General features: G+C 55.0%; 14 protein-coding genes and 1 pseudogene. 4 read left to right on the top strand and 11 right to left on the bottom strand.

Annotation, left to right across the window (positions count from 1 at the left end; genetic code table 11):
• Positions 1 to 153: 153 nt before the first annotated feature.
• The 11 genes and pseudogenes from Q3O12_RS09795 to ubiG all read right to left on the bottom strand — a co-directional run bounded on the left by Q3O12_RS09795 (position 154) and on the right by ubiG (position 8337).
• A pseudogene (locus Q3O12_RS09795) lies at positions 154 to 810 on the bottom strand (TIGR01621 family pseudouridine synthase).
• Positions 811 to 845: 35 nt separating this feature from the next.
• The gene (gene coaD / locus Q3O12_RS09790) at positions 846 to 1358 is read right to left on the bottom strand and encodes a pantetheine-phosphate adenylyltransferase (RefSeq protein WP_301670267.1); all 513 of its coding nucleotides are present in this window, start codon (positions 1356 to 1358) and stop codon (positions 846 to 848) included.
• A 128-nt stretch (positions 1359 to 1486) separates the two neighbouring features.
• Positions 1487 to 2170, bottom strand: coding sequence for a Bax inhibitor-1 family protein (locus Q3O12_RS09785; protein ID WP_301670266.1), 684 nt, complete (start codon positions 2168 to 2170; stop codon positions 1487 to 1489).
• Positions 2171 to 2326: 156 nt separating this feature from the next.
• Entirely contained in the window at positions 2327 to 2593 is a 267-nt protein-coding gene (locus tag Q3O12_RS09780; RefSeq protein ID WP_002223157.1) for an oxidative damage protection protein, read from the bottom strand.
• A gap of 74 nt (positions 2594 to 2667) precedes the next feature.
• Positions 2668 to 3138, bottom strand: coding sequence for a 23S rRNA (pseudouridine(1915)-N(3))-methyltransferase RlmH (gene rlmH, locus Q3O12_RS09775; RefSeq protein WP_039854488.1), 471 nt, complete (start codon positions 3136 to 3138; stop codon positions 2668 to 2670).
• Positions 3139 to 3191: 53 nt separating this feature from the next.
• Entirely contained in the window at positions 3192 to 3578 is a 387-nt protein-coding gene (gene rsfS / locus Q3O12_RS09770) for a ribosome silencing factor (RefSeq protein ID WP_002214954.1), read from the bottom strand.
• Between the two features lie 58 nt (positions 3579 to 3636).
• Positions 3637 to 4242: a nicotinate-nucleotide adenylyltransferase gene (nadD, locus tag Q3O12_RS09765; RefSeq protein ID WP_301670265.1), complete on the bottom strand. Its 606-nt coding sequence runs from the start codon at positions 4240 to 4242 to the stop codon at positions 3637 to 3639.
• Positions 4239 to 4838: a beta-class carbonic anhydrase gene (locus tag Q3O12_RS09760; RefSeq protein WP_301670268.1), complete on the bottom strand. Its 600-nt coding sequence runs from the start codon at positions 4836 to 4838 to the stop codon at positions 4239 to 4241. Before Q3O12_RS09760 ends, nadD begins: the two co-directional genes overlap by 4 nt.
• Before the next feature lie 28 nt (positions 4839 to 4866).
• The gene (locus Q3O12_RS09755; protein WP_301670264.1) at positions 4867 to 6408 is read right to left on the bottom strand and encodes an ABC transporter permease; all 1542 of its coding nucleotides are present in this window, start codon (positions 6406 to 6408) and stop codon (positions 4867 to 4869) included.
• A gap of 246 nt (positions 6409 to 6654) precedes the next feature.
• A complete protein-coding gene (gene thrB, locus Q3O12_RS09750) occupies positions 6655 to 7572 on the bottom strand; it encodes a homoserine kinase (protein WP_301670263.1) in 918 nt (305 codons plus the stop codon).
• A 36-nt stretch (positions 7573 to 7608) separates the two neighbouring features.
• Positions 7609 to 8337 carry a bifunctional 2-polyprenyl-6-hydroxyphenol methylase/3-demethylubiquinol 3-O-methyltransferase UbiG gene (gene ubiG, locus Q3O12_RS09745; protein WP_301670262.1) on the bottom strand — a complete coding sequence of 243 codons (729 nt, stop codon included), beginning with the start codon at positions 8335 to 8337 and terminating at the stop codon, positions 7609 to 7611.
• A gap of 152 nt (positions 8338 to 8489) precedes the next feature.
• Between ubiG and Q3O12_RS09740 the strand changes: the two genes are divergently transcribed.
• The 4 genes from Q3O12_RS09740 to Q3O12_RS09725 all read left to right on the top strand — a co-directional run bounded on the left by Q3O12_RS09740 (position 8490) and on the right by Q3O12_RS09725 (position 11885).
• Positions 8490 to 9731 (top strand): aromatic amino acid transporter, encoded by a 1242-nt coding sequence (locus Q3O12_RS09740; protein ID WP_301670261.1) that lies wholly within the window; start codon positions 8490 to 8492, stop codon positions 9729 to 9731.
• 132 nt (positions 9732 to 9863) lie between these two features.
• The gene (gmhB, locus tag Q3O12_RS09735; protein WP_301670260.1) at positions 9864 to 10427 is read left to right on the top strand and encodes a D-glycero-beta-D-manno-heptose 1,7-bisphosphate 7-phosphatase; all 564 of its coding nucleotides are present in this window, start codon (positions 9864 to 9866) and stop codon (positions 10425 to 10427) included.
• A gap of 28 nt (positions 10428 to 10455) precedes the next feature.
• On the top strand, positions 10456 to 11199 hold the full coding sequence (locus tag Q3O12_RS09730) for a lysophospholipid acyltransferase family protein (protein ID WP_301670259.1): 744 nt from the start codon (positions 10456 to 10458) through the stop codon (positions 11197 to 11199).
• Complete coding sequence (locus Q3O12_RS09725; RefSeq protein WP_301670258.1) at positions 11196 to 11885, top strand: YgjP family zinc-dependent metalloprotease; 690 nt, start codon at positions 11196 to 11198, stop codon at positions 11883 to 11885. Before Q3O12_RS09730 ends, Q3O12_RS09725 begins: the two co-directional genes overlap by 4 nt.
• Positions 11886 to 11896 lie beyond the last annotated feature (11 nt).

Raw genomic sequence — 11896 nt, 5'->3', positions numbered from 1 at the left:
TCCCCAACATTCTGTGCTATACTTTTCAGTTCGTCCGCAGCTTCGGCAGCAGCGAAGAACCGAACTATACGCCCATAGGGGAAAACGGTCAATGCTTTTCTGAAGAAATTTTTTTAAAAATATTTATCTGTTTGTTTATAAATTTAATTTATATCAGTCAATTTTATTTTCCATACAGAATTCTTCCTGTGCCCAATGGATATTTTCAGTCTGCCATTCGTTTTTTAAGGGTGCAACAATTTCGATTTGTCGGTTTTGGTAGGCAAATTGTATTTTCTATGCATACAGAAACATGGTTTCGGATTCTGTTCCGCCGTATAAGCTGTCGCCCAGAATCGGACTGCCCAAACTTTTCATCACCACTCTCAATTGGTGCGTTTTGCCCGTATGCGGTTCTAGGATGAACAGCCGCAGTTTTTCGGCGATACTGATGCTGTGGAATCGGGTAACGGCGATATTTTCTGTATTGCGCGTCAACTTCCACATCCCGCGTCTGGATTTTTCCATGCCGCCTTTTATCCATCCTTGTTTTTTGGACGGTTTGCGGTCGGACAAAGCCAAATAGGTTTTCTTCATTTTCCTTTCGGCAAACTGTGCGGCAAGAACAGCGGCACTTTGGGGATTAAGGGCAAACAGCAATATGCCTCCGGTCTGCTTGTCCAACCTGTGCAGCAACCATACCTTTTCTACGCCCAACTGTGCCGCAAGTGTTGCCGTCAGACTGACTTCGCCGTCGGAACGGTGGACGGATATGCCTTGAAGTTTATTGATGGCGACAAAATCTTGGTGTCTGAATAAGATTTCCCACATATTTGAACCTGAATATATTTGACAGAAACTTTCTGTCAGGCATTGTTGTGATGTTCTGCAATCATTTTTTGGTACACGGCCGGCGGCACATATCTTTTGACGATTTCCATCCAGCCTTCCGGCCCGACCAGTCCTTTGACCATAGTGGACGACACTTCGGCAATTTCGCGCGGCGGCATGAGGAATACGGTGGATATTTCGGGGGCGAGGTCGCTGTTGATATGGCGCATAGAGCGTTCGTATTCATAATCGGAGGCGGAACGGATGCCGCGCACGATGAATCCTGCATCTACCTCACGGGCGTAATGCACCAAAAACCGGTTTTCAAACACTTCAATTCTGACGTTTGGGAAGTTGTCGGTAATGGCGCACAACATATCCTGCCTTTCAGCGACGGTATAGGTGCTGCGTTTGTCGGGGTTAATGCCGATGGCGACGATGAGTTCGTCAAACATAGATTGCGCCTGCCGTATCATCCACAGATGCCCCAATGTGGGCGGATCGAAACTGCCGGCATAAACGGCGCGGCGCGGTGTATTCGGTAACATTTGATTCCTTCCGACAGCATGGTCGACCGTATGTTGATGAATGTGTATCCGTATTGTATGCCCAAAACAAAATGCCGTCTGAAATAAGTGCTTTCAGACGGCATGGTTTGCATGGTGTTTCGCCTACATCAGTCATCGCCGCTTAAGGACAGCAGGATGTTGAGCAGGCTGCTGAAGATGTTGTAAAGCGAGATAAACAGTGTCAGTGCCGCGCTGATGTGGCTGTCTTCTCCGCCGTCGATGACGGTGCGCACCTGCCACATAATCATTAAGGAACTGAACAAGACAAAACCGGCGGAAATGGTCAGGGCAAGTGCGGGAATACCCAAAAACAGATTGGCAACCACGGCGACCATCAGAATGACCGCACCTACGGTCAGGAAGCGTCCGAGCGCATTCATATTGAGCCGGGTTCGGCGTGCCAATGCGGACATCGTTAAAAAGACGGCGGCGGTCATCGCGGCGGCAATGCCGACGATTTTCGCACCGTCGGCAATATGGAGCGCGTATTGCAGCACGGGACCGATCAATACGCCCATACCGAATGTGAATACCATCAGCAGGGCAACGCCGGTATTGCTGTAACGGTTTTTTTCGATGAAGTGGATCATACCGTAGAAAAACGCCAGCACGACGGCAAACCCTATCCAGCGCGAACCGAAGGCGGCGTAAAAATTGAAGCCGGCATTGGCGGCAAGTGCCGCGCCTGCGGCAGCCGGAATGAATGAAAATCCGAGCAGGCGGTAGGTTTTCTGCAGGACGGTGTTTTTAGAAACCGTATGCGCGGTGTAGTCGTAAACGTCGTGTTGCATATCATCTGCTCCTGAAAGCGCGGTTGGGAATAATGGGGGATTTTAACATTGCCCAATGTCAAAATTTGTCCAGTTGCGTGAAGATAAAGTTGTCCGGCGTATTTTAAAGGCCGTCTGAAGCAGTTTCGGACAGCCTGTGTTCAAAACGGAAAACCGTTATTGCGGAACGTATCCCTGAACGGCATCCGCGCCGTCGCCGAAGAAATACTGCTCCATCTGCTGCGCCAGGTATTCGCGCGCGCGCGGATCGGCAAGGCTTAGGCGGTTTTCGTTAATCAGCATGGTTTGGTGGCGCGTCCACGCCATCCATGCTTCTTGCGATACGTTTTCAAAAATGCGCTTACCCAATTCGTTGGGAAGCGGTGGAAATTTCATGCCTTCGGCTTCTTTGTTGAGCTTAACGCAGAATACCATGCGTGCCATAGCGGATTCCTTTGCTGTGTGTTCAGAAATAACGGGGTGATTTTAACCGATTAGGGGTACAGACAAAAGCCTTCTTATTCCCGATGATAAGGATGGTTGTGCAGGATGGAAACAGCCCGGTAGAGCTGCTCGGTCAAAAGGACGCGCACCATGCCGTGCGGCAGGGTGAGGCTGGACAGGCGCATCATCATGCGGGCTTGTTGTTTGAGGCGGTCGGTCATGCCGTCCGCACCGCCGATGACGAAGCAGACGTGTTCGCCGTTTTGCTGCCAGCTTTTGAGGTGTTCCGCCAGCTCGACGGAGGTCGGTGCTTTGCCGCGTTCGTCAAGAACGACAAGGAACGCGCCTTGCGGAACGGCTTCAAGGATGCGTTTTTCTTCCGCCGCCATACCTTGGGCGGCATTCACGCCCGCGCCGCGTTTTTCGGGTTTGATTTCTTTGAGTGCGTAGGCGACGTCGCGTCCGAAGCGTTTGGCGTATTCGGCGACGGCCTCATCAACCCAGCGCGGCATTTTGGTGCCGACTGCCAAGACGGTAATGTTCAATGCTTTCTCCCTTACAGGAAAATGCCGTCTGAACATTCAGACGGCATCGGGAATCAGTCTGCCGCGTGCCACGGCTTCTGCATTCCGGCGTGGAAACTCGGTTTCTCGCCGCCCCAGAGGGTGTCGATGTCGTAGAAGTCGCGCACGGCAGGGAGCATGACGTGGACGACGAGGTCTCCTGCATCAACCAACGTCCATTCGCCACTGTCGCCTTCGGTACTGAGGATTTCAAAACCGGCTTCTTTCAAATCGACGGCAACGTTGTTGGCCAGTGCTTTGACTTGGCGCGTACTGTCGCCGCTGGCGATAATCATTCTGGCAAACAGCGAAGTTTTGTCTTGCGTTTCGAGAACGGAAATGTCTTTGGCTTTGATGTCTTCGAGGGCGTTGACGGCGACCCCGACCATTTTTTGCAGGTCTTGCAGTTCTTGCTCGTTCATTATGTTCCTAACGGGATGTTTTCAGACGGCATTATAGCCGTTCCTTACTGATTTGACTTTATTTTTCGTACAGCCGGTGTTCTCGGATATAACGGGCGGCGGCAGGCGGGATGCCGTCTGAAACACCGGCGGCACTCAGGTTGCGGCGGATTTCCGTTGACGACACATTATGCATCGGGGCGGACAAGATGCGGACGCTGCCGTCCTGAAGGGACTTGCCCAGCCATGCGTGCAGTTCGCCCGGCATTTTGTGCAGGCTGTCGCCCTGCCTCATGGCGACGGCGATATTGGTTTCGCGCACGAGCATCTGCCATTTTTTCCATGTGTGCAGCTTCATCAGGCTGTCGCTGCCCATCAGCCACCAGAGTTGCGCCGAGGGGAACTGCTGGCGGAAAATTTGGACGGTGTCGAAAGTGTAAGTCTCGCCGTGACGGACGATGTCGCAGTCGCTGACGGCAAAACGCGCATCTTCCGCCGTCGCCAGTTCGACCATGGCAAGGCGGTCGGCGGCGGAAGCGGAGGCGGCGTCTTTGTGATACGGGCCGCCTGCCGGCAGGAAAACAACCGTGTCCAACCCGATTTCATCGGCAAAGGCACGGGCGATATGAAGATGCCCGTTGTGTATCGGGTCGAAAGTGCCGCCGAACAGTCCGATTTTCTTCATGATGTTTCCATTCCTTCCGATAAGTCTATGCCGTCTGAAACACTGCCGTCCACAATCAGGGTCAGTTTGCCGGTAACGGGATGGATGACCAATCCGTGAACGGCAATATGGCGCGGCATCAGCGGATGGCGGCGGATGAGTTCGACCGTATGGCGCACGCTGTCTTCGACGTTGTCGAAACCGGTCAGCCAGCCGTCGAGGTCGACACCTGCATAACGCAAGGTTTCGATACGGTCGTCGGGAATATTGCTTTCATGCACCTTACTGAGAAAGCTGGCCGCATTCAATCCCTGCATACCGCAATCGTGATGGGAGATGACCATGATTTCTTTGACTTTCAGTTCAAACACGGCAACCAGCAGGCTCCTCATGACCGAACCCCACGGATGCGCAACCAGCGCACCTGCATTTTTAATCAGTTTGGCATCGCCGTTCCTCAACCCCAAAGCATTGGGCAGCAGCTCGATAATCCGCGCATCCATACAGGATAAAATCGCCAACTCCCTGCCCGGGTATTTGTCGGTAAAATATTTCTCATATTCGCCCGACTCGACAAACTTCTGATTATAGGAAAGGATTTCGCTCAACTCGCTCATTTTGCCGTCCTCTGAAAAAGGGTTCACATTATAACGTTTCCGTCCGTTTTCCGCCTTCGCCGTTGTCCAACAGCAGGAAAATGCCCACCGCAAATGCCGACAACAGCAATGTCAACACCATTGCCCGCGCATAATTGTCCTCACCCGCACGCCCCAAATAGGCATAAATCAAAGTCGTCAACGTCTGCCATTCCGGACGCGACAGGAACAATGTCGCCGCAAATTCGCCCACACACGTCGCCGCCGCCAAAGTCAGACCGCGCCGCAACGCCGGTTTCAAGAGGGGGAGTGTAATACGGCATGCCGTCTGAAAGCCGTTTGCACCCAAACCCGCCGCCGCCCTGCCGTAATCCGGCGGCAGTGCATCCCAGGCTGATAAAACATCTTTTGCCACAAACGGATACGCCAGCAGCGCATACATCGCCAGCAGCAGCGGCAACGAAGCCGTCCACTGCGGATAAAGCAGCAGCACGCCTGCCGAAACACAAACCGGCGACACCATAAACGGCAAAAACATCAGCCCGCGCATCCACGCCGACCGCCGCGCCGCCGCAGCATACATGACACCCAATACCGCCGCCGAAAATACCGCTGCCGCCGAAAAGCGCAAAGTATTCCACACCGCCTGCCACGTTTCACTTTCCATTAACACATGCCACGATTCACCGGCCGACCACGCTTTCACCACAATTGCCGCCAGCGGAAACAGGCAGCACACGGACAACACCGCCGCCGCAAACGCCAGCAGCACATATTCCCCGACCGACTGCGGTTCAGACGGCATCACAGGAGAAACTGCCTTATCCGAACACGCGCGTCTGCCGAACCACGCATACAGCAACCCTGCCGCCGCCGTTACCCCCAACACCAGCCACACCAGCACCGAAGCAACCGCCATATCGAGTTCGAACATGACCAACTGGTAAATTTCCACTTCGACCGTGGCATAACGGCTGCCGCCCAGCAGCAATGCCAGCCCGAACCCAGAAAAACAATACAAAAAGACAAGGCACACGCCGCCGGCAAGCCACGGGCGCAAAACGGGCATTTCAATGTCCCAAAACCGCCGCCACGCCCCCGCGCCCAATGTCCGTGCCGTCTGAAGCCGTGCCGCAGGCACTTGAACAAACCCCTGATATGCCGCCCTGACCAACACAGGAAGGTTAAAAAACACATTGCCGTACAACAACAGATACGGCGTATCCTGCCAGCCGCGCCACAACAGACCGTCCGCCCCGAACAGAGCCAGCACGCCCACGCCCGCCACCAACGTGGGCATCACAAACGGCAGCATCAGCAGGCGCAGCACCAAAGCCCGCCCCGGGAACGCCAGCCGCGCCAGCACCCACGCGACAGGTACGCCCAAGGGAAGCACCAAGATACAGGTTGCCGCCGCCTGAAATACCGTCCATGCCAGACGTTCGAGCATATAAGCATCCGACAGCACCGCGCCCCATGCAAAACCGTCATATGCCGCCATCGCCCACAAAGGCGCAACGACCATTACCGCCAAAAAAGCCGAAGGCAGCAGGGCAAAAGCACCCCATACCGCCCAACGCCGCATATCCATCCGTTTTCCCATTTCAAAACATAATGGCTGAATTGTACCCAAAGCCAATCAAAAATGACTGCACAATTTTATCCGTCCGCAGTCAAACCGCCGCCAACCGCCGGAATTCAGAGGCAAACACCGGCGCGGGTGCGTAACAAAGCAGCCGAAACCGGTACACCTAACCGGAAAACATATTCAAACCCGAAACAAAATGCCGTCTGAAACCCTTTCAGACGGCATCGGATTCCTACCCGGCAGACGGTATCAACCCAAACTCAACAGCAGGTTGCGGAATGCGTTCGGGTCTTTGATAAACGTCATCTCGCCCTCCTGCGGAAAATGAAAATCCAACAGGCGCGACACCCAAAAACGGATGCAGCCGGCACGTTGGGCGGTCGGGAAATACGCCTTTTCTTCGGCACTCAAGGGGCGCACGCCCTCATAACCGCCGATAAACGCCTTTTCCAACGCCTCATCCAACTTATTGTCCGCCGTCCTTGCCCAATCATTGACCGCAATCGCCAAGTCATACATAAAATTGCCCCGGCAGGCATAATAGAAATCGATGAAGCCCGATACCTGACCGCCGTCAAGCAACACATTGTCTTTAAACAGGTCGGCATGAATGATGCCCGAAGGCAGATGATTGCCGAGATTGTCCTTCAGCGCATCAATTTCGGAACACAGCAGCGCGGCATCGTCTTGCGACAGGACGGGCAGCAGCCGGGCGCACGCCTCCGTCCACCACGCATCGTAACGCGGGTTTTCCATTTCCAAAGGGAAATCGGCGGCGGCAAGGTGCATTTTGGCCAACATCGCACCGGTATGGAAGCACTGCTCCGCCGTCGGCAGCGCAGTATCCGAACCTTTCAGGCAGGCAACCAGGCAGGCAGGCTTGCCCGCCAAAACAGAATCAAGCCGGCCGTCTTTGCGCGCAACCGGCGCGGCAACCGCCACGCCCTTCATACTCAAATGCCGGTTAAGCTCCAGAAAAAACGGCAACTCTTCCTGTTTCAACACTTCAAACACGGTCAGCACATAACGTCCCGAAGTCGTCGTCAGAAAATAATTGCTGTTGGTAATCCCCTGCGCGATGCCCTGCAGGGAAACAAATTCCCCCAAATCGTAACCGCTCAGGAAGCCGCGCATTTCATCATCGGAAACACTGGTATAGACAGACATATCAACTCACTTGCTCAAAAACGGGCAAACCCGCCGTCAGAACGCCGGACGGCAGGCAAACATATAATTCACATCGGTCGAATCGCACAGGGCATAAGTTTGCGACAACACATGGTAAGTCATACCCTTCGTATCCGCCACATCCAAGCCCGCCTGACGGCACATCCGCGCCAGCTCGGCAGGCGTGATGAATTTTTTCCAGTCGTGCGTGCCTTTGGGGACAAACTTCAACAGATATTCCGCCGCCACAATCAGATGCAGGTACGATTTCGGGTTTTTATTGATGGTAGAAAAAAACACCATGCCGTCCGGTTTGACCAGCTTGGCACAAGCACGCACGATGGCGGCGGGATCGGGGACGTGTTCCATCATTTCCATGCACGTTACCACATCGAACGAGTGCGGTTCCGCCTCGGCAAGGTCTTCCACGCGGATACATTCATATTCGATATCGGCGACATTGTTCAAAGCCGCGTGCAGGCGGGCGGTTTCCAGCGACTGCTCCGCCATATCGATGCCTTTGACAAACGCCGCGCCGCGCCGCGCCATACTTTCCGCCAAAATCCCGCCGCCGCAGCCCACATCCAAAACCCGTTTGCCGCGCAAATTTGCGTGTCCGTCGATATAATCGAGCCGCAGCGGATTGATGTCGTGCAAGGTTTTGAACTCGCCCGACTTGTCCCACCATTTGTCGGCAATCCGGCTGAATTTGGCGATTTCCCCCTCATCGACATTATATTTTTTGTCGGACATTTTCCCTCCCATCTGACGAACCGCCCCACTCCAAAACCCAAGATTATACTATGGAACACGATGCCGTCTGAAAGCCTTTTCGGGCGGTGCGGCGCAAATACCTTACAAACCCTTACACTTTACGGCATAATGGCAGCCGCGCATTTCTAGAAGAAAGATAAACAATGTCAACCAAAACCCCTTCCCTATTCGGCGGCGCGATGATTATCGCCGGCACGGTCATCGGCGCAGGTATGCTCGCCAACCCCACCGCCACCTCCGGCGTATGGTTTGCCGGCTCGCTGATTGTGTTGCTCTACACCTGGTTTTCCATGCTCTCCAGCGGCCTGATGATTTTGGAAGTCAACACCCATTATCCGCACGGCGCAAGTTTTGACACCATGGTCAAAGACCTGCTCGGACGCGGCTGGAACATCATCAACGGCGTTGCCGTCGCCTTCGTCCTATACCTGCTCACCTACGCCTACATCTTCGTCGGCGGCGACCTGACCGCCAAAGGCATCGGCAACGCCTTGGGCGGCAATGTTTCGCTTACCGTCGGACAACTCGTCTTCTTCGGCATCCTCGCCTTTTGCGTGTGGGCATCCGCACGCTTGGTCGACCGATTCACCGGCATCCTCATCGGCGGCATGGTATTGACCTTTATCTGGGCAACCGGCGGCCTGATTGCCGATGCCAAGCCGTCCGTCCTCTTCGATACCCAAGCCCCCGCAGGCACCAGCTACTGGATTTACGCCGCCACCGCCCTGCCCGTCTGCCTCGCTTCCTTCGGCTTCCACGGCAACGTCTCCAGCCTGCTCAAATACTTTAAAGGCGACGCGCCCAAAGTGGCGAAATCCATCTGGACGGGCACACTGATTGCGCTGGTAATTTACATCCTCTGGCAAATCGCCATCCAAGGCAACCTGCCGCGCAACGAGTTCGCCCCCGTCATCGCCGCCGAAGGGCAAGTCTCCGTCCTGATTGAAACCCTGTCCAAATTCGCCCAAACCGGCAATATGGATAAAATATTGTCCCTGTTTTCCTATATGGCAATCGCCACCTCGTTTTTAGGCGTAACCTTAGGTCTGTTCGACTACATCGCCGACATCTTCAAATGGAACGACAGCGTGTCCGGCCGCACCAAAACCGCCGCGCTGACCTTCCTGCCGCCTTTGATTTCCTGCCTGCTCTTCCCCACCGGCTTCGTTACCGCCATCGGCTACGTCGGCTTAGCGGCAACCGTCTGGACAGGCATCATCCCCGCCATGCTGCTCTACCGTTCGCGCAAAAAATTCGGCGCAGGCAAAACCTATAAAGTTTACGGCGGCTTGTGGCTGATGGTTTGGGTCTTCCTTTTCGGCATCGTCAACATCGCCGCACAGGTATTGAGCCAAATGGAACTCGTCCCCGTATTCAAGGGATAAAGGCAAAATGCCGTCTGAAGCCCGCCGACGGCTTCAGACGGCATTGCCTCGTTATCGCGCGGCACAGGCGCATCACTGCCGATATTTCAGTATAATGCCACCCCCGACCTGCCCCAATCCAAAGGAAACGCGATGAAACTCATCATTCTCGACCGCGACGGCGTCATCAACCGGGACCGCGACGACTTCGTCAAATCCGTTGACGAGTGGATACCTGTCGAAGGCAGCATGGATGCGGTGGCATTCCTGACGCAGGCAGGTTGCACCGTCGCCGTCGCCACCAACCAATCGGGCATCGGCCGCAAATATTTTACCGTTCAAGACCTGACCGAAATGCACGCCAAAATGCACCGCCTCGTCCGTCAGGCCGGCGGCGAAATCAACGGCATCTGGTTCTGCCCCCACACCAACGCCGACAACTGCAACTGCCGCAAGCCCAAACCGGGCATGATTGAAGACATCATTGGACGCTTCAACGCCCAAGCCTCGGAAACCTGGCTGGTCGGCGACAGCCTGCGTGATTTGCAGGCAATCGATGCCGTCGGCGGAAAACCCGCGCTGGTTCTGACCGGAAAAGGCAAAAAAACGCTCTCCCAACACGGACACGAATTACCCGAACACACACAGGTTTTCGATACCCTGCTCGATTTCTCACAATACATCATGCAGGAAAACGCCGCACCGCAAGCCGACTGAACATACCGCATTCCGACAAGGCAAAACCATGCTGATCATCCGCAACCTGATTTACTGGCTGATACTCTGTTCCAGCCTGATTTTCCTCTTTCCCTTTATGCTGCTCGCTTCGCCTTTCTGGGACGGTGCGCACAAGATGGCGCGGGTCTGGGTCGGCATCCTCAACTGGTCGCTCAAACACATCGTCGGGCTTAAATACCGCATCATCGGCGCGGAAAACATCCCCGACCGCCCCGCCGTCATCTGCGCCAAACACCAAAGCGGCTGGGAAACGCTTGCCCTTCAGGACATTTTTCCGCCGCAGGTTTACGTTGCCAAACGCGAGTTGTTCAAAATCCCCTTTTTCGGCTGGGGTTTGAAGCTGGTCAAAACCATAGGCATAGACCGCAACAACCGCCGCGAAGCCAACGAACAGCTCATAAAACAGGGGTTGGCGCGCAAAAACGAAGGCTATTGGATTACCATTTTCCCCGAAGGCACGCGCCTTGCACCCGGAAAACACGGCAAATACAAGCTCGGCGGCGCGCGCATGGCGAAAATGTTTGAGATGGACATCGTCCCCGTCGCCCTCAACAGCGGCGAATTTTGGCCGAAAAATTCCTTTCTGAAATATCCGGGGGAAATCACCGTCGTCATCTGTCCGCCTATCCCGCACGCAAGCGGTAGCGAAGCCGAACTGATGGAAAAATGCGAACACCTCATCGAAACGCAGCAGCCGCTTATTTCCGGCGCAGGCCCGTTTGCCGCCAAAATGCCGTCTGAAACCGTATGACCGCCTTTGTCCACACCCTTTCAGACGGCATGGAACTGACCATAGAAATCAAACGCCGTGCCAAGAAAAACCTGATTATCCGCCCTATCGGCACACATACCGTCAGTATCAGCGTCCCACCGCACCTGTCCGCCGCCGCCCTCAACCGCTGGCTGTATGAAAACGAAGCCGTCCTGCGCCGCACCCTTGCCAAAACGCCGCCGCAAACTGCCGAAAACCGGCTGCCCGAATCCATCCTCTTCCACGGCAGGCGGCTTGCCCTCACCGCCCATCAAGACACGAAAATCCTGCTGATGCCGTCTGAAATCCGCGTCCCCGAAGGCGCGCCCGAAAAACAGCTTGCGCTGCTGTGGGACTTTTTGGAACTGCAGGCGCACAGTTACCTGATTCCCCGTCTCGAACGCCACGCCCGAACCGTCCGCCTGTTCCCAACCGCCGCCGCACTGACCTCCGCCAAAACCTTCTGGGGCGTGTGCCGCAAAACCACGGGCATACGCCTCAACTGGCGGCTGGTCGGCGCACCGGAATACGTTGCCGACTATGTCTGCATACACGAACTCTGCCACCTCGCCCATGCCGACCACAGCCCCGCCTTTTGGGAACTGACCCGCCGCTTCGCCCCCTACACGCCCGAAGCGAAACAGTGGCTCAAAATCCACGGCAGGGAACTTTTTATTTTGGAATAATGCCATCCGTT

This window comes from Neisseria benedictiae (genome assembly GCF_958267435.1).
Lineage (GTDB): Bacteria > Pseudomonadota > Gammaproteobacteria > Burkholderiales > Neisseriaceae > Neisseria > Neisseria bergeri.
This window is presented reverse-complemented; position numbering and strand designations above follow the sequence as displayed.

Bases quoted from the DNA above. Each gene is read 5' to 3' on its own strand.
- Q3O12_RS09780 (WP_002223157.1), bottom strand. From the start codon at position 2,593: ATGGCACGCATGGTATTCTGCGTTAAGCTCAACAAAGAAGCCGAAGGC.
- coaD (WP_301670267.1), bottom strand. From the start codon at position 1,358: ATGTTACCGAATACACCGCGCCGCGCCGTTTATGCCGGCAGTTTCGAT.
- Q3O12_RS09730 (WP_301670259.1), top strand. From the start codon at position 10,456: ATGCTGATCATCCGCAACCTGATTTACTGGCTGATACTCTGTTCCAGC.
- Q3O12_RS09755 (WP_301670264.1), bottom strand. From the start codon at position 6,408: ATGGATATGCGGCGTTGGGCGGTATGGGGTGCTTTTGCCCTGCTGCCT.
- rsfS (WP_002214954.1), bottom strand. From the start codon at position 3,578: ATGAACGAGCAAGAACTGCAAGACCTGCAAAAAATGGTCGGGGTCGCC.
- gmhB (WP_301670260.1), top strand. From the start codon at position 9,864: ATGAAACTCATCATTCTCGACCGCGACGGCGTCATCAACCGGGACCGC.
- Q3O12_RS09760 (WP_301670268.1), bottom strand. From the start codon at position 4,838: ATGAGCGAGTTGAGCGAAATCCTTTCCTATAATCAGAAGTTTGTCGAG.
- ubiG (WP_301670262.1), bottom strand. From the start codon at position 8,337: ATGGGAGGGAAAATGTCCGACAAAAAATATAATGTCGATGAGGGGGAA.
- Q3O12_RS09725 (WP_301670258.1), top strand. From the start codon at position 11,196: ATGACCGCCTTTGTCCACACCCTTTCAGACGGCATGGAACTGACCATA.
- Q3O12_RS09740 (WP_301670261.1), top strand. From the start codon at position 8,490: ATGTCAACCAAAACCCCTTCCCTATTCGGCGGCGCGATGATTATCGCC.
- nadD (WP_301670265.1), bottom strand. From the start codon at position 4,242: ATGAAGAAAATCGGACTGTTCGGCGGCACTTTCGACCCGATACACAAC.
- thrB (WP_301670263.1), bottom strand. From the start codon at position 7,572: ATGTCTGTCTATACCAGTGTTTCCGATGATGAAATGCGCGGCTTCCTG.
- Q3O12_RS09785 (WP_301670266.1), bottom strand. From the start codon at position 2,170: ATGCAACACGACGTTTACGACTACACCGCGCATACGGTTTCTAAAAAC.